This is a genomic window from Vibrio sp. 970, from assembly GCF_033339075.1.
This window is the reverse complement of sequence record NZ_JAWOTW010000001.1, coordinates 138,647-155,442: the sequence shown is the minus strand read 5'-3', so window position 1 is coordinate 155,442 and position 16,796 is coordinate 138,647. Positions and strand designations below refer to the sequence as shown.

Annotated in this window: 18 protein-coding genes; 4 read left to right on the top strand and 14 right to left on the bottom strand. The window is 45.1% G+C overall.

Annotation, left to right across the window (positions count from 1 at the left end):
- Nucleotides 1-18 precede the first annotated feature (18 nt).
- The 4 genes from R7Q11_RS00725 to R7Q11_RS00710 all read right to left on the bottom strand — a co-directional run bounded on the left by R7Q11_RS00725 (nt 19) and on the right by R7Q11_RS00710 (nt 4,966).
- Nucleotides 19-1,074, bottom strand: a complete 1,056-nt coding sequence (locus tag R7Q11_RS00725) for an NAD(P)H-dependent flavin oxidoreductase (protein WP_033906298.1) — start codon at nt 1,072-1,074, stop codon at nt 19-21.
- Nucleotides 1,075-1,261: 187 nt separating this feature from the next.
- Complete coding sequence (gene eat, locus R7Q11_RS00720) at nt 1,262-2,665, bottom strand: ethanolamine permease (RefSeq protein ID WP_005373969.1); 1,404 nt, start codon at nt 2,663-2,665, stop codon at nt 1,262-1,264.
- An 11-nt stretch (nt 2,666-2,676) separates the two neighbouring features.
- Nucleotides 2,677-3,561 (bottom strand): ethanolamine ammonia-lyase subunit EutC, encoded by an 885-nt coding sequence (eutC, locus tag R7Q11_RS00715; RefSeq protein ID WP_005373971.1) that lies wholly within the window; start codon nt 3,559-3,561, stop codon nt 2,677-2,679.
- Entirely contained in the window at nt 3,554-4,966 is a 1,413-nt protein-coding gene (locus R7Q11_RS00710) for an ethanolamine ammonia-lyase subunit EutB (protein WP_005373972.1), read from the bottom strand. Before R7Q11_RS00710 ends, eutC begins: the two co-directional genes overlap by 8 nt.
- 184 nt (nt 4,967-5,150) lie before the next feature.
- Here R7Q11_RS00710 and R7Q11_RS00705 point away from each other — a divergent pair, with 184 nt between their 5' ends.
- A complete protein-coding gene (locus tag R7Q11_RS00705; RefSeq protein WP_225466091.1) occupies nt 5,151-6,101 on the top strand; it encodes a helix-turn-helix domain-containing protein in 951 nt (316 codons plus the stop codon).
- 44 nt (nt 6,102-6,145) lie between these two features.
- Here R7Q11_RS00705 and R7Q11_RS00700 read toward each other — a convergent pair whose 3' ends face one another.
- Nucleotides 6,146-6,673 carry a TetR/AcrR family transcriptional regulator gene (locus R7Q11_RS00700; protein WP_005373975.1) on the bottom strand — a complete coding sequence of 176 codons (528 nt, stop codon included), beginning with the start codon at nt 6,671-6,673 and terminating at the stop codon, nt 6,146-6,148.
- A 122-nt stretch (nt 6,674-6,795) separates the two neighbouring features.
- On the opposite strand from R7Q11_RS00700, the gene R7Q11_RS00695 reads away from it, so the two are divergent.
- The gene (locus R7Q11_RS00695) at nt 6,796-7,017 is read left to right on the top strand and encodes a hypothetical protein (protein WP_017635120.1); all 222 of its coding nucleotides are present in this window, start codon (nt 6,796-6,798) and stop codon (nt 7,015-7,017) included.
- Between the two features lie 98 nt (nt 7,018-7,115).
- On the opposite strand, the gene R7Q11_RS00690 is transcribed toward R7Q11_RS00695, so the two are convergent.
- Complete coding sequence (locus R7Q11_RS00690) at nt 7,116-7,487, bottom strand: VOC family protein (protein WP_005373979.1); 372 nt, start codon at nt 7,485-7,487, stop codon at nt 7,116-7,118.
- A 59-nt stretch (nt 7,488-7,546) separates the two neighbouring features.
- Nucleotides 7,547-8,437: a LysR family transcriptional regulator gene (locus R7Q11_RS00685; RefSeq protein WP_213866878.1), complete on the bottom strand. Its 891-nt coding sequence runs from the start codon at nt 8,435-8,437 to the stop codon at nt 7,547-7,549.
- A gap of 109 nt (nt 8,438-8,546) precedes the next feature.
- Here R7Q11_RS00685 and R7Q11_RS00680 point away from each other — a divergent pair, with 109 nt between their 5' ends.
- Nucleotides 8,547-9,158 carry a LysE family translocator gene (locus tag R7Q11_RS00680; protein WP_225466090.1) on the top strand — a complete coding sequence of 204 codons (612 nt, stop codon included), beginning with the start codon at nt 8,547-8,549 and terminating at the stop codon, nt 9,156-9,158.
- Nucleotides 9,159-9,288: 130 nt separating this feature from the next.
- On the opposite strand, the gene R7Q11_RS00675 is transcribed toward R7Q11_RS00680, so the two are convergent.
- The 3 genes from R7Q11_RS00675 to R7Q11_RS00665 all read right to left on the bottom strand — a co-directional run bounded on the left by R7Q11_RS00675 (nt 9,289) and on the right by R7Q11_RS00665 (nt 11,526).
- Nucleotides 9,289-9,498 (bottom strand): hypothetical protein, encoded by a 210-nt coding sequence (locus R7Q11_RS00675; RefSeq protein ID WP_005373984.1) that lies wholly within the window; start codon nt 9,496-9,498, stop codon nt 9,289-9,291.
- A gap of 105 nt (nt 9,499-9,603) precedes the next feature.
- Nucleotides 9,604-11,202, bottom strand: a complete 1,599-nt coding sequence (gene groL / locus R7Q11_RS00670) for a chaperonin GroEL (RefSeq protein WP_053304624.1) — start codon at nt 11,200-11,202, stop codon at nt 9,604-9,606.
- Nucleotides 11,203-11,235: 33 nt separating this feature from the next.
- On the bottom strand, nt 11,236-11,526 hold the full coding sequence (locus R7Q11_RS00665) for a co-chaperone GroES (protein ID WP_005373989.1): 291 nt from the start codon (nt 11,524-11,526) through the stop codon (nt 11,236-11,238).
- Nucleotides 11,527-11,793: 267 nt separating this feature from the next.
- On the opposite strand from R7Q11_RS00665, the gene R7Q11_RS00660 reads away from it, so the two are divergent.
- On the top strand, nt 11,794-12,144 hold the full coding sequence (locus R7Q11_RS00660; protein ID WP_225466089.1) for a rhodanese-like domain-containing protein: 351 nt from the start codon (nt 11,794-11,796) through the stop codon (nt 12,142-12,144).
- 93 nt (nt 12,145-12,237) lie between these two features.
- On the opposite strand, the gene R7Q11_RS00655 is transcribed toward R7Q11_RS00660, so the two are convergent.
- The 4 genes from R7Q11_RS00655 to R7Q11_RS00640 all read right to left on the bottom strand — a co-directional run bounded on the left by R7Q11_RS00655 (nt 12,238) and on the right by R7Q11_RS00640 (nt 16,404).
- Complete coding sequence (locus R7Q11_RS00655) at nt 12,238-12,636, bottom strand: GFA family protein (protein ID WP_005388696.1); 399 nt, start codon at nt 12,634-12,636, stop codon at nt 12,238-12,240.
- 252 nt (nt 12,637-12,888) lie between these two features.
- On the bottom strand, nt 12,889-13,152 hold the full coding sequence (locus R7Q11_RS00650; RefSeq protein WP_005373992.1) for a DUF3012 domain-containing protein: 264 nt from the start codon (nt 13,150-13,152) through the stop codon (nt 12,889-12,891).
- Between the two features lie 194 nt (nt 13,153-13,346).
- On the bottom strand, nt 13,347-14,366 hold the full coding sequence (gene fni, locus R7Q11_RS00645) for a type 2 isopentenyl-diphosphate Delta-isomerase (RefSeq protein WP_025768016.1): 1,020 nt from the start codon (nt 14,364-14,366) through the stop codon (nt 13,347-13,349).
- A gap of 238 nt (nt 14,367-14,604) precedes the next feature.
- Nucleotides 14,605-16,404, bottom strand: coding sequence for a cation:proton antiporter (locus R7Q11_RS00640; protein WP_005373994.1), 1,800 nt, complete (start codon nt 16,402-16,404; stop codon nt 14,605-14,607).
- Nucleotides 16,405-16,796: the final 392 nt, after the last annotated feature.

Genomic DNA, 16,796 nt, shown 5'->3' with positions numbered 1-16,796 from the left:
TAAAAGGCAAGATGCATATCAGTTTAAATCGATGCCTTCCACTAATGACAATGTCATTTCTGCCGCCGATATTTCCTTACAACCCGACGAGTTTTGTCCGCACCACAACGGTGTGAATTCATCTCGGTTTTGCTTTTCCATAAGCGCTCTTAGTTGAGCCATTTCAATGGAGGCGTATGGGAATTTCGGCGCAAACTCACTGATGTAGCCTAGCTCCGACATCGCGCGATTCACAATGCCTCTCGCTGGTCGGCCCGAGAAAACATTGGTCACTGCGGTATGTTGCGCGCGTTCACTGGCAATGGCATATCGATGTAAAGACGATGTTTTCGCCTCATCACACAACAAATAGACGCTGCCAACTTGAACGGCACTCGCTCCTAATCTCAACGCGGCTTCCACCCCACTTCTATCAGCGATTCCGCCTGCAGCAATAACGGGCAAATTCACCCGTTTGGCGATTTGTGGTAATAACGCCATCAAACTTAATTGAGTAGTTAAATCATCCGATAAAAACATACCTCGGTGTCCACCAGCCTCCAAGCCTTGGGCGATAATACCGTCAACGCCTTTTGCTTCTAGCCAAAGTGCTTCGTCCACCGTGGTCGCTGACGAAAGGATCTTCCCTCCCCACCCTCTAATTCGAGCTAACAGATCATCGTCTGGCAAACCAAAGTGGAAACTGATCACTGGCGGTGCAAATGGTTCAATCGCGTCAGCAATATCATGATTGAAAGGCATCCTTGTCGGAGCGTTTGGCTGAGCCTGAACGGTTGCATCAACCTCGGAAAAATACGGTTGCAGCGTTTTTTGCCACTTTTCGTGCTTGTTGGCGTCATACTCCGGCATTTCATGGCAAAAGAAATTGAGGTTAAACGGTCGGTTAGTTGCCTGCTTGATAAGTTGAAGTTCTTTTACGATGGCGTCTTTGTTCAGCATTCCACAAGGTAACGAGCCAAGCCCGCCAACATTACTGACGGCGATGGTCATTTGGCTGTCTTGCACACCGGCCATTGGCGCTTGAATAATCGGTAACTCTGTTCCCAAAAGTGTATTAAATACCTTGTTTATCATGATCTTTCCTTGAAAACTTAACCTTTACCTGTGATGGATCTGCGCCATCGTTATCCAGACTAGACTTTCACATGATTAAACACTTATAAAGTTAAAGTGATGCATTTGTGCGCTATGCACTTTTGATAGAAATGACAAAGGGAGCCTATGGCTCCCTTAATATGCTGAATAACAAGAATCAAAGTGACTATCGTACGACATCTGATTCAAGCTCTAGCTCTGCTACAGACAGCATGGCAAACTCTTCCTCGGCGGTTGCTGCCACCAGTTTGTTGCGGCTGTATAACCCATAATAAACACCACCGATAAGAAACAATCCCATTGTCATGAAAAAGGCTGAGGGATCAAAAGCATAAACACCTGTCATTGCGATCAAAGAAAGCACCAGAGAAATACTCGAAGTAATTATCCCACCAGGCGTTTTATATGGACGAGTTAATTCCGGCTGTTTAATTCGCAATAAAATATGGCTCAAGGACATTAATGCGTACGATACAGTCGCACCGACAACAGCCATCGCCAAGATTAAGTCCCCCTCACCCGTAAGTGAAACCAAGAACCCAAAAACGCCCGGAACCAAAAGCGCACGAGAAGGCACTTTTTTGTCACTGGTTAATGACAAAGTTTGCGGTAAATAACCCGCGCGGGAAAGCGCAAACACCAAGCGACTGTAACCATAAATGATTGAAAAGAAAGAAGCGATAAGGCCAGCCAATCCAAGTAAGTTCACGGCCATTGCTACCGTTGAATTGCCCGTAAGCTTTAGGGCGTCAACTAATGGCACCGCGCTATCGCCTATGACCTTTGAGCCAACCGCACCAGCCAAAAGGACGACTACGAGAGTTGCGGTTAGCAATAAAAACAGCATCGCACCAATGATGCCTTTGGGAACATCTTTTGCCGGATTTTTTGCCTCCTCTGCCGCTAAAGGCACACCTTCAACCGCAAGAAACAACCACATTGCAAATGGCAACGCAGCCCATACGCCATACCACCCAAACGGCAAGATTTCTGTTGCCTGAGCCGTCGCCGGAGCAATATCGAATAAGTTATTAACATCAAAGTGACCAATAAGCACAGCAGCAGTAATGAGAATAGCTAGCACAGCCAAACCGCTGATGACCATCATCACTTTGAGAGCTTCGCCAACACCTGCCATATGAATAGCGATAAAGACGGCGTAGAAAAGTGCGTAAACAACAGGGCCATCGATACCAACCAATTCATTCACGGCTGAGCCAATAAAAATCACTATCGCAGCAGGCGCGAGCGCATATTCAATCAAAACTGATAAGCCAGTGAAAAAGCCGCCTGTCGGCCCCATCGCCTGTCTTGCGAAGCTGTAACCACCACCCGCAGCAGGAATAGCCGCAGACATTTCAGCTAAAGACAATACTAGCGTGAAATACATTACTGCCATCGCGATAGCAGCAATAAGAAAGCCTCCCCATCCTGCTTGAGCGATGCCAAAGTTCCAACCGGCGAAGTCACCAGATATAACATACGAGACACCTAAGCCAGCAAGTAAAATCCAACCTGCGGTGCCTCTTTTTAGCTGCCTTTTGGCCAAGTACTCCTGATGTTTAGACATAGTAAATCCTTCTACTTTGATGAAATTAAAAAGTTGTCGCTGTGTTTATCTTCAACGCTTGCGCCACTTGGCTCATTGATATCTGAGCGATCTTTCAGATTCACTCCTGACAGTTGTAATTTTCGAGCTTCCTTGAGCAAGTAAAATGCGCGTTCACAGGCATCGTCATAGTTGAGCCCCTGAGGGCGCACATTGGAAATGCAGTTTCTTTGGGAATCTTTAGAGCCTCGTTTAGCCCCCCAAGTGAGATACATACCCATGCTATCCGGAGAAGTTAGACCGGGCCTCTCTCCAATTAAAACCAGCACGGCCTTAGCGTTAAAACATTCACCAACATCATCCCCTACCGCTACTCTTCCTTGCTTTACGATTGTGATAGGTGTGAATTTCCATTGATGTTCATCATCAGCGCTTAAAAGAGAAATCAATCGCGTAACAACAGGCACGGCATGGTTTTGAATTGCGACGGAAGAAAGTCCATCAGCAATAACAATCGCAAGATCAATGTCAGTGTTATGCTCATTTGCTATCGAGTTGAGCGTTTTCCAAGAAGATTCATCGAGCTGCCGTCCTAAATCGGGCCTTTGCAAGTACATAAGCCGATCACTCACTTGGCTGCTCACTACCACTGGAGGCTCTAAGGTATTTTCAAGAATCGAGTAAGAGTCCGACAAACCAGCAACGAGAGACTCAATATTCAAACTGCAATGCACTGCATCCATAGCTTGGGCATGATCCAGCTGAAATGAGAGTAACTCGTTGGTTGGTACACTGTTTCCGCTGCGACCCAGAGCGATCCGAGCAGAGGTGAAGTCGCGTAACTTGCCCCAAGGGTTGTGTGTGACAACTTCAGACTCATCTTGTGGGGACTGAGCAATGGTGATTACTTTACCCATGAGAATACCCCTTATTCAGTTGATTAATTGCTCCCGAAAACGAGCGAGAGATTTGCTCACTTAACCGAACGTCTTGCACGCTCTCGAAAATCTGCATCTCCATTAACCATTGTTCAAACTCTGGAGCTGGCTTCAGACCGAGTACTTTTCTTGCGTAAAGGGCATCGTGAAATGAGGTAGTTTGATAGTTGAGCATGATGTCATCAGACCCTGGAATACCCATGATGAAAGAGCACTCGGCCACGCCTAACAGTGTCAGCAAATTATCCATGTCATTCTGATCGGCATAGGCATGATTGGTGTAACAGATGTCGCAACCCATGGGTAAACCAAGCAGCTTCCCACAAAAATGATCTTCAAGCCCAGCACGAATGATCTGTTTGCCATCAAACAGATACTCAGGGCCAATAAACCCAACAACTGTATTAACCAACAAAGGATCGAACTGTTTCGCGACAGCATAAGCACGGGCTTCACAAGTCTGTTGATCGACCCCATGAAATGCATTCGCAGACAGCGCGGTACCTTGTCCGGTTTCAAAATACATCACATTGTTTCCTACGCTACCTCGATTCAAAGACAACGCGGCTTCATGGGCCTCTTTCAAAATCGACAAGTCGATTCCGAAGGTATCATTCGTCCCTTGCGTGCCGCCTATCGACTGAAAAACGAGATCGACTGGTGCGCCCATTTCAATGGCTTCGATCGTGTTCGTTACATGAGTTAACACACAAGACTGAGTCGGTATTTGATAGTGTTGAATCACCTCATCCATTAGGTTCATTAACTTGATAGCTTGAGGCACATTATCTGTTGCCGGATTGATACCGATAACCGCATCGCCATTTCCGTACATCAGACCATCAAAAATGGTCGCTGCGATACCGTTGAGAGAATCAGTGGGATGATTCGGCTGTAAGCGAGTAGACAGGCGACTCGGCAAACCTATCGTATTCCGAAAAGCCGTGACAACTTGGCATTTTTTAGCAACGAGAATCAAATCCTGGTTGCGCATAATCTTACTGACTGCGGCCACCATTTCTGGTGTTAAACCTTGACGAATTTTAGCCAACGTTTCACCATCGGCTTCTTCACTCAGCAGCCAATTTCGAAAATCTCCGACCGTCAAGTGCTCAATCTGCTTAAAGGCTTCAAGGTCATGCGTATCGATAATTAGGCGAGTGATATCGTCGCTTTCGTATGGAATAACCGCCTCGTTAAGAAACGTTTTAAGTGGTAACTCAGACAGCGCCATTTGTGCGACTACACGTTCTGCCGCTGACTGAGCACAAACCCCGGCTAACGCATCGCCTGAGCGCTCCGGTGTCGCTTTCGCCATCAAGTCAGCTAATGACTTAAAGGTATAGACTTTACTTCCTTGTTGCCGACGATAAGTTGCCGTCATTGCTCTTCCTCTTCACTATTTGGTTCGCTTTTTGCTGAACTATCAATAAGCTTTAAGAAAGTATTGCCAAATGTGTTCCGTAGCGTTATCAAAAACTGGCAACATTTATAAACCAATAATAAACAATGAGTTATGTAAATACTGCTCCAACATGACTCACAAAAAAGGAATGAGCATCACAAGGATGAGTAACCAAATGCCCCAAACTGCACCAATGCTGTGCATCCATCACACTAAGGATGCAAACCAACAAGCTGCGAGTCTGATAAACTGGCAACAGGAATATGACCAACTCAGCGATGGTCGATTTTTAGGTCAAATTCGAGAACGACGATTTCCCAATTTCCATGTGTTTCGTGAAGACAGTAACCGCTCGCTAAGACAGCAATGCAGGGTTGAAGAGGGAGGTATTTGGTTGGGTTTGAGTGCGGAAAATAAGCCGCTACACCTAAATCACAGTCAGTTTAATTCAAGCCAACTTTTGCTTAGGCAAGGTGGCGCTGATTTTGAGTTAATGACACCGGAGCAGTTTTCTATCTATGGAATAGTGCTCGACAAAAACTTCGTTCACATCATAGAAAATCAACTTGAGCTTGGGAGTATCCAAAACAACACATTACACTTAACGGGTTTGACGGAAAAACACATTCAACAACTTAAATACTACTTAGGCACGTTACTTGGTTCCGCCGAGCCAAGATGGTCTGAAACCACACATCAAGCAATCTTAAAAGATATTGTGCTGGAGTTGTTCTCACTCAGTTCACTGCACACGAGCCGTCCGATATCAATCTCTCATCGTCAACACGTGATGCACCGTATAAAACAACAGCTACAGGATCTAGACTACCGTACACCGATAACCGTCAGTGAACTGTGTGACGCAGTACACGTCAGTCGTCGCACACTACAGTACACCTTTGAACATTGCTGTAATACTTCCCCAAAGCAGTTCATACATCGAATGCGCCTGAATCAAGTACGTAGAGTGCTACAAAACCCTGAAGATAATCGAACAATTGCAGAAATCGCTTTTGACTTTGGTTTTTTCCATCTCGGGCAGTTCAGTCAAAGCTACAAGCGGCTATTTGGTGAGACGCCAACTGAAACGAGAAAATGGGAGCCCAGCAAATAAAATGACAGGCAGTATATTCTTTCAGATCCTGCGTTGGGGCCATGTTATGCAGTCGCAATGATTTGCTGAAACTTAGCATGAAGCTCTTCAAGTGCCGCTTCAACATCCGGTTCTGCACGGCTCAAGTGCGAGATTAACGTCATAAAATAGCAGTCAAAAATCAGCGGTATTTTTCCCTCAAGGACGGAGCTTCCGTTTACAGATTGAAACAAAGCTTGGTTAAACGACTGATAATAATCCAAATCCCAAATCACTTCTTTCAACAAAGCTCGGCTCAGCTCAACGTTCGCAAAATAGTAGCGATAGTATTTCTCCGTCAGCGCCAAACCAATGTCGATATCGGTTTTACCTTCCACACTGACTAGCGTTTCTTGGCTGATCTGTTGCAGTTGCGCCAGCATCCCTTCGCGCAAAATCGACAGTTTAGTCGGGAAATGGCTAAACACTGTGCCATCGGCTACTCCTGCTTCTCTCGCTATCTGCCTTGTGGTCGTCATGTCATAGCCATTTTGAGCAAAAGATGCCCATGCGGCTTTTAGAATTTTATCTCTGGTTTGTTGTCGCTTCGTCATTGATGTGTCTGCTTAATGAGCCTGAAAGGATCATACCTTGCGTGGTTGAGATTGACAAATTGAGCGCGCTCATTTATAAAATTGAGCATGCTCATTTTATATAAAAACAAAAGGAATCGCTCATGTACGTATTAAACAAACTAGGCCAAGGATTGATTTTCTTCCCGACCATCTTCTGCTTTTCGTATATTTTAAGACCGATATTAATGGTCATCCTTATTCCAGGAGGACTCGCACTTTTGGCGTTAATCGGTGGCGCAGAAGTCAGAGCAGAACTCAAAGCCATGCTGCTTGAGGAGTTTTTTGGCGTTAGCCCATCGCACACCACCTCGAAAAAGGCGTGAGTGCGCTACAAACGTTGGCAAGGCTAAGTAAAAAAGAAAACGCGCAGATATCGAGATCTCAATACCTGCGCGTAGATGTGGTGAAAATAAGACTGGCGTTAGTCAGTATTCATGTTCTGGCCAATTCGCCATAAAACGCCACTAGGGTCAAACAAACAACATTCGCGCATGCCCCAAGGTTGCTCGACCAACTCAGTCAAACGCGAACCAAATTCTTCATGACCCACTTTGGATAAGTGCTGATGCCAGCTTTCTGCGTCTTCTACGAGCAAGTGCATCATGAAGTTATTGCCGTGTTCTGGCTCATAAAAATTCTGTAAAAGAAACGCGCAGCTACCTTGAGAGAAGTATGCTACATCACCGAAGTCCGATGCCATTTCAAAGCCAATCGCCTCATAAAAACGTTTTGATAGCGCGTAATCTTTCGCCGGAACAAATGATTTGATTTCAACAATATTGAGGTTTTCCATTTCCAATTTCCTAAGCCTTTTTCCATAAAACTGACTGACGTAATCTCGCTCTATGCCTTCTATTCGCCTTGCGTAATCTGCTGTGATGACAGTGGCACACACTCTGCCATTTGCGTTTGTAACCACGTGATAAATTTATGTTCGAGTTCTGTACGCTTTTTATCTTGACTCAATAAAACGTAATTGCAACTTGATGGAGAAAACCCAAATGGTGCGACCAAATTACCACGCTTAATATCGTCCATGACAAAAGGATACGATCCCATTGCGACGCCTAAGCCATCCACCGCTGCTTGTATGCAAAAATAAAAATGCGTGAATGATTGCTGAGTGTTGCCGTTGAAAGTTTCACAACGTGTTGATTGCTGCCAATCCGCCCAAGCATTCGGTCTGGTTTGGCTATTCAACAATCGAGCTGCTTTCAAATTGTCTTTAATGGATTGCCAATACTCAGGAGAAAATACCGGCCCCACCCACTCTTCCACAAGAATGGTTTTGTCGTAATCGTGATGCTGCGCAAAATCGTCTCGACGAATCGCCATCGAAAGCCCAGTTGATCCTAATGTTACCGGGCCACCAGCCGTCGACAAACGAACATCAGCACGGTGTTCATCATTAAACGCGGCCAACCTTGGCATCAACCAGCGCATGGTTAATGTCGGTTCACAAGACACTTCAAGATGCTGATGCTTCTCTTGCATAAGCGTATTCACGCCTGTTTCTAGCGTTTGGAATGCCGTTTCTGTGTATGTCTTGAGTAATTCGCCTTCTGCCGTCAACACGACTTTCCTGCCCTCTTTGAAGAACAAAGGTTGAGACAGATATTGCTCAAGTTGCTTGATCTGCTTACTCACGGCTCCGTGGGTAATGTTCAGTTTGTCAGCCGCTTCAGTGTAGCTTGAAGAACTCGCCGCAACGTGGAAGACATAAAAAGATTTCAGGTGACGCATCTGTGAGTTTTTCTCACCAATATGGGAATATTTTTCGATTATAGTCAGTAATAAAGACGCCTACAATTCCGCTACATCCCAGACTTCATCATTCAAACAGGAAATCGATATGGAATTTGTAACTCTTGCGTTATTAGGTGTGCTTATTGTTATTAGCCCTGGCGCAGACTTTGTTTTGGTATTAAGAAATAGCTTAAATCAAGGACGAAAAGCAGGCGTGTACAGTGCGATTGGTATCAGCATGGCGATCAGCATCCACATCGCTTACTCCATGCTGGGGATCAGTTACTTAATTTCACAAAATGAATGGTTGTTTAATCTCGTGCGCTATCTTGGGGCCGCTTATCTTGTCTACCTTGGGATTAAAGGAATATTCTCCTCGCAGCCTACGTCAAACTCAGAAACCATTCAACAGAGCGAGTATTCAATGTGGCGATTTTTCATGCAGGGATTTCTGTGTAATTTACTCAATCCCAAGACGATGCTGTTTTTTCTGAGTATTTTTAGCCAAGTGATTTCTCCCGACTCTAATCAGCAACACATCGCCTTTTTTTACGGGATTTATATGATTGCGCTGCATGGTATTTGGTTTTCTATCGTTGCTGTTTTATTCACGTCATCCCAGCTACAAGCTTTCTTGTTGAAGATTAAGCATCGACTCAATCAAGCATGTGGGGCGGGATTGATCATTTTCGGCGCAATGCTGGGCTTAAAGGTGTAGTGCGCTTGCGGTCCGATTACCCCAGTTCAAATTGATCATTGAACAAGTGGCAGTAATCAAATAAAAATCTACATTATCAATACTTTAAATTAGAAAAAACAGCCAACGTGCGCTGGCTGTTTCGATACAGTTAATGGATGACCCGAGCGTCCCCTTTAAATAACTGAGACAGATCGATAGTGAATATCGTCACTGTCGGACGTTTAGGCAGAGCATTTTCGATCGAAAACTCTGGCCCAGCTGGAACGAGGGGGAAGTGAATAGCAGTCGGCCACGTTGACGAAGCTTCATTACCGCCCGGCTCAGATATTGAGAAAGAAAACGCAGGTAAACGGGTCATAACACTTACCTCAAATGACTGATTAGCGGGCTCAAGCGAGCCCGCTTAGGTTTTGCAATGTTATTGTTATTTTAACGCTTACTTAATCACTAACGATTGATGACGTTAGATATCAAGTTCTTTGTCTTCAACGTGGTTGGTGATCATCGCTTCAGTGGTGATCATCAAGCCAGCAACAGACGCTGCGAATTGAAGCGCTGAACGTGTTACTTTCGCAGGGTCCAAGATGCCCATTTCGATCATGTTGCCGTATTCACCTGTTGCAGCGTTGTAACCGTAATCGGAATCACCAGCTTTGACAGCGTTCGCCACAACAGAAGCTTCGTCACCTGCGTTAGTTGCGATTTGACGAAGAGGCTCTTCCATTGCACGTAGCGCAACTCGGATACCCACGTTTTGGTCATCATTGTCGCCTTTTAGATCCGCCAATTCTTTCGCGATCTTAGTTAGGGCAACACCACCACCAGCAACAATACCTTCTTCAACCGCTGCGCGAGTAGCGTGTAGCGCATCGTCCACGCGATCTTTCTTCTCTTTCATCTCAACTTCGGTTGCAGCGCCGATCTTGATCACCGCTACGCCGCCAGAAAGCTTCGCAACACGTTGTTGAAGCTTGTCTTTATCGTATTGAGAGGTGGTTGTTTCGATTTGTTTTTCAATCGAAGCCACACGATCGGCAATCGCGCTTGCTTCTGCTGCGCCACCCACAATGGTTGTTGTGTCTTTGGTGATGGTCACTTTCTTCGCACTACCTAGTTGCTCTAACGTTGCTTTTTCGAGCTCTAGGCCGATTTCTTCAGAGATGACCGTACCAGCAGTTAGTACCGCAATGTCTTCCATCATCGCTTTACGATTGTCACCAAAGCCAGGCGCTTTCACCGCGGTCGCACGCACGATGCCGCGCATGTTGTTCACAACCAATGTCGCTAGCGCTTCACCTTCGATGTCTTCAGCAATGATCAATAGCGAGCGAGAAGATTTCGCCACTTCTTCTAGTACAGGCAATAGCTCGCGGATGCTGCTGACTTTTTTGTCCACCAATAGGATGTAAGGGTTGTCTAGCTCGACGCTGCCATTTTCTTGGTTAGTGATGAAGTATGGCGACAAGTAACCGCGGTCAAATTGCATACCTTCAACCACAGACAATTCGTTGTTTAGACCTTGGCCTTCTTCAACCGTAATCACGCCATTGCGACCCACTTTCTCCATCGCTTCTGCAATGATTTCACCGATCGCGCGATCGCTGTTTGCAGAAATGCTACCCACTTGGGTGATAGATTCTTTGTCGCTGCATGGCTTAGACATTTCACGTAGTTTCTCAACCGCCGCTTCAGTGGCTTTGTCGATACCACGTTTTAGGTCCATTGGGTTCATGCCAGAGGCTACCGCTTTAAGACCTTCATTGATGAAAGATTGCGCCAGTACGGTAGCGGTCGTTGTACCGTCCCCCGCTTCATCATTCGCTTTGGACGCCACTTGTTTCACCATTTGTGCGCCCATGTTTTCGAACTTATCTTTCAGTTCGATTTCTTTCGCTACAGACACGCCATCTTTGGTGATGGTTGGCGCGCCGTAAGATTTATCAAGCACAACGTTGCGGCCTTTCGGGCCTAGTGTCACTTTTACTGCGTCCGCCAGTAAGTTCACACCTTTCAGCATTTTTTGACGTGCGTCATTAGCAAATAATACGTCTTTTGCAGCCATGGTTATCTCCTCAAAAAACTACTACAAAAATAATTACTCAACGATTGCTAACACATCAGATTCGGACAGAATTAAGTATTCTGCGCCGTCAATTTTCTCGGTTTTCACGCCGTAACCGTCATTGAAAATGATTTGGTCGCCCACTTTGACTTCCATCGCAGCGCGTTCGCCATTTTCAAGACGTTTACCTAAACCAACAGCAATGACTTTCCCGCGGTTTGATTTTTTCACCGACTGAGAAGTTAAAACGATTCCCCCTTCAGATTTATTTTCCACCTCTTGTCTTTCAACAATTAGCTTGTCATTTAAAGGACGAATTTTCATTTTTAAGTGCCTCCTACTTGGAACCAAAAATAAAAGACAAAATAAACATCAAGATGGATTTGCGAGTCGACAGCTCGCTTTCGATGAAAATAATAAGGTCGAAAAATGAGAGTTCAAGAGGTGAATTTGATAAAAATTTTTTATTAAATTAAATAAAATTTTCTATCGAATTATCGCATTCACAACCACTTAGCATCTCTTTATGATGGAAAATATGCTCAATCAAATCTAGAGTGGTTACGTACTCTTAAAAAGGATAATCAAACAATGAAAAAGGCCGTATCTCTATTTCTTGCAACGTTGTGCGTGAGCTTCCTCTCCCCCAACGTGTCGGCTTCTGAACGCGCTGAACAAGGGTGGCAATTGATTGACAAGGGCGCGATGATTGTCGATGTGCGTACGCCGCAAGAGTTTTCTGAAGGGCATTTGGATAATGCCGTCAACTTCCCTTTATCTGAACTTGATAAACATTTTCAAGACGTCGATAAAGATCAAGCTATCGTGTTGTACTGTCGCAGTGGTAACCGCTCTGGCAAAGCGTATCAATACTTACAAACGCAAGGCTTTACGAATCTGCACAATGCAGGTGGCTTAGAAGAACTACAAGACGCCAAATAGTCGTCTCCGTTCTAATATACAAAGTAAAAGCACAGAGCGTGTCCCAAGCGTATTGTAACGCGCTCTGTTTCTAAATACTTATCTACAACAACTCTATTTTGGCCCTGCATCAAATTGAGTCAGGTTATCCGATATCTCGAGCCACGGCGCTTTCGACGCGACAAAAATATGGAAATCGGGCTTGTGAGAAGGTGTGTCATCCAAGATACCAAGGCGAATATTGACGATCCCATTGTTCTTTTTCGAATACAGACTTGATCCGCAGTGGCGACAAAAGCATAGCATGGTATTTTCGCTTTTCTGATAAGTTTGAATATCTTCTTTCCCTTGGATAATAAGCAGTTTATCCAACGCAATACCACCGGCAGATGAATAGTCAGAACCTGTGAACTTGCGGCATTCAGAGCAATGGCAATTTCCCATGTACTTGAATTCATCTGCCACTTCCAACTTTACCTTGCCGCACAGACATGAGCCTTTCAGTACTTCCATTTGAATTCCTTTTTGTTATGAATCTAATTGAATTAGATGGCTATCTCGACACCATGCCACTGCAATACGAAAAATTAAAGACAGGCAATACAGGTTTTCAAAAATGAAACGAAAATGTAAAACATTCCATTCAGAGTGAAGTGCGCTCGACACGTGAAAAATCGAGCTATTTTAGATACAAAAACACCAAGCAATAACGCTTGGTGTTTACCTCACAGAATGTCGCCTCAGAAAAGGCGCTTTCCGCTGTGCTTAAAAAATGCAGTGTTTAGTAAAGCTGGTCGCTTCGTTTGCAGTCCAGTCACCTTTCGGCTTATCTTTCAGGTTTTCACACCATTGCTCGCTGCCGACACCATCTTGCAGAACACAATGCTTTGCAAAGTCTACCGCGTTGTCTGCTGTCCATTCTGTTTTTGGCTTATCGCGCATGTCGTTACACCAGCCTTCAGTGCCCACTTCATCACTACAAGCGGTCAAAGCAGAAGCCGCCAACATCAGCATGACTAGTTTTTTCATAAATTTAAGGTTCCAGTTGCAAACAATAGTAAAATTAAACTCAATCTCTTCAACACGTGCCCATTCAGGTGTCTGAATAAAGGCGTCACTAGCTGAAGTGACTTTTGTATCAACTATAACGAAATTATCAGTCTACGTGTTAAGACATCGAAAAATTATTGAGCGACTCTGTGTAAAGCGCGCCATTCTAAAAGCTATAGGCAGCGCGCTTTCGTTAGCTCACCAACCTTAGAAGAGCCAGTACCAAAGCACGCTAAACGCAGCTCTAATGCCATTTGTTCAAAATGTTCGACGACAGACTGCGTGCTGATCGTCGCAGCTTTTAATACCGCACCAGCTTGCCCAATGAGATTAGCACCCAAATGAATGGCTTTCGCCGCTTCAAGTCCGTTATGAACACCTCCCGAGGCGATCAACGGTAATGTAGGATGCAGTGCGCGGATTTGAGCCAAACATGTTGCTGTAGGGACACCCCAATCGCGGAAAAGCTCGGCTGCACGCTGCATTTTCGGATTGTCTTGGCAATACCCTTCAACCGCACTCCAGCTTGTACCACCCGCGCCCGCAACGTCAATTGCATCCACACCAGCATCAATTAATCGCTGCGCAACGTGTCCGCTAATACCAAAACCGACTTCTTTGATAATGATAGGAACCTTCACGCGAGATTTAAGCATCTCAATTGCCTGGAAAACACCAACCCAATTGTGGTCGCCATTTTTCTGAAACGCTTCCTGCATTGGATTAACGTGCACAAACAAGGCATCTGCTTGAATCGCCTCAACCGCACGTTGCGCATTATCGAGTTTACCTTTATCGAGCAATTGAGCGGCTCCAAGATTGGAATACAACGGTACTTCTTTCGCCAACTCACGAATGGTTTTACCCAAGCCCGAATGCTGACTTTCTTCTAAGCTAATCCGTTGCGAGCCCACACCCATGGCAATACCTAATTCACTTGCTGCTTCAGCTAGACGACAATTGATCGTTTCTGCGTCTTTTGCTCCGCCAGTCATAGAGCTAATCAAAAACGGTAGCGCTAATTGATGACCAAGAAACTCTGTCGATAAATCAATCGCGTGAAAGTCACATTCTGGCAGCGCACAGTGTTCAAACTCGACAGACTCAAAACCCGCCGTTTTATGCTTCATGCTCATATCATGATGTAAAACAGCATCTAGGTGTAAATCTTTTCGGTTAGTTTGCGGAGCCATAATGTCACCCTAAAGTAAAACAGTCGCGCAGTATTGCGATCCTTATCAGTAACGTCAATGCGAATTTTGTGAATTTGCCGGATTACTTTTCCGAAACGAGTAATGAATCTCGACTGCCCCTGACATTATAAGAAAAGAAACTCGCTTTCCGTTTTAAACAAGCCGGCAAGTTTCTCTTCAAATTGAGATAATCAGCGTACGATACCCATGATGCAAATGGATCACATTGCTCTGTAGTTTACTTTACGCTGTCCGACAGAATTAGCGACACAACAGTGCTTGTCGTCGTTGGTTCAAACTGTTCGGGATCATCACAGAATTGAATTTTTCCTTTTTCTTCTACATGGAACAGCGGTACAACTGAACTACCTTTGTGATGCGCTAAATAATCTTGATACGTGAAGTTATCGCTCAATTTCGTGTGTTTAACCTCTGCACCACGACTTAACATACTGGCTAGCTGGGTATAGCTTACATTGCCGCCCATCAGCAATTTACCATGGTACTCCTGAGCCACGGAGTGCTTCTCGCTGCCATTGCCGTTGGTTTTCACTTTTTGTAAGCAGTGAACTTTATCTTCCCCAAACTCGTCGACGAATTGCATGCAAGCCATAATGTTGAAATGCTGATCGGGCGTTAATGCAACCACTTGTCCAACTCCTATCAAGTTCAAGTTGTCGTCCGCGTGACTAGAAATAGGGTTGCCGTAATAGTAATCCAATCCCAACATACGAACCTGACTGATGTACTCCCAGTTTGAGTCAGTCATTAATACGCGGCGGTCATAACGCGCCAGCGCCTGCCCTATTTCTCTTGCTACTCGGTTAGCACCAATCAACAAGAAGCCGCGTGGTGCTGGCTCTGCAACGCCCAACGTCAGCGCTACAGGACGTGCCGTCGCACTTTGTAACACGACCGTTCCTATAATCACCATGAAGGTCATAGGGACCAGTAAAATCGCTTCATCAATGCCGTATTCGGTCAATTTGATCGCGAAAAGAGACGAAATCGAAGCAGCAACAATACCGCGCGGTGCAACCCAAGACAAAAACAGCTTATCTTTAAGACGCAAGTTGCTGCGGAAGGTTGAAAGAAAAATCGATAACGGACGCGACACTAACTGCATAAATACAAACAACAATAACGCACCGCTACCTAGCGCAGCAAAATCATCCAGACTGATTCGAGCCGCAAGGAAGATGAACAATCCGGTGATCAGTAAAATGGTTAAATGCTCTTTAAAGTGCAGAATTTGCTGAATATTGATGTCTTTAGCGTTTGCGAGCCACATACCCATTACGGTGACGGTTAGTAACCCAGCTTCAGACTCAATGTGGTTAGAGACCGAAAATACACCTAGAACCACCATCAAAACCGCAAATGGCTGCAAATATTCCGGTAGCCAAGAGCGACGCATGATCGTCGCAACTGCATAGCCTGAGGCCGCACCTAGCATGACGCCGACAGCAATGATCGTCCCAAACACTTCGACGCTATTTATCGCGCTGTGAGATACGATAAACTCGTAAACCATCACAACAAAAAGCGCACCGAGCGGGTCAATCAAAATCCCTTCCCATCGCAAAATGTTAGCAAGCGTACTGTTAGGTCTTACGGTTCGTAGAAGTGGCACGATGACCGTCGGCCCTGTTACTACGGTTAAGCTGCCGAACAACATGGCAAGCTCCCAAGTAAAGCCGAGGAAATAGTGTGTTGCGATACTGGTCGCCGCCCACGAAATGATCGCCCCGATGGAAACAATGCTCCATACCGAACCACTCACGCCACGAATTTCTTTAAAATTTAAGGTCAAACTGCCTTCAAATAAAATCACTGCCACCGCCAAAGAGACCAACGGAAAGAGCAAATTACCTAATATCTCATCAGGATTTAACCACTGCATAAATGGCCCGACGATCAGCCCTGCCAACAACAAAAATAAAATCGCTGGCAAACGCAATCGCCAAGCTAACCATTGGCAACCTAAACCAATAACCCCAACCGCTGACAGCACCAGCGCTTCATTACCCACTTGCATCAATAATTACCTGTTTTTGTCTTTTTTCGCGTGAATGCGCTATACCCGAATACATTCAGCCTTACGGTCAAATAGAAACAACCGAACGTGCAAATCAAACGACTGACCTTCGATGACATCGCTACGAAACGCACATGTTTGAAGTCCTTTGGCGATCGCATCAGAACTATGAATATAGTTGACCCCCAATGACTTAACGACTCATTTTTGTTCATCAGGTCTTAAAGTGGCACACAAGTGTGCGACTTTGTCGAATTCATCATTACGCATTGAGTTTCATTATGTAGAATGATTTCTGAAGAAAGCGCGGAACCTAGCACTATATGAGGCTAAGGCATAGAGCATGAACTAAGCTTTAGCGTAAGTGCTCAAAGTTAAGAATCGTGGGTCAC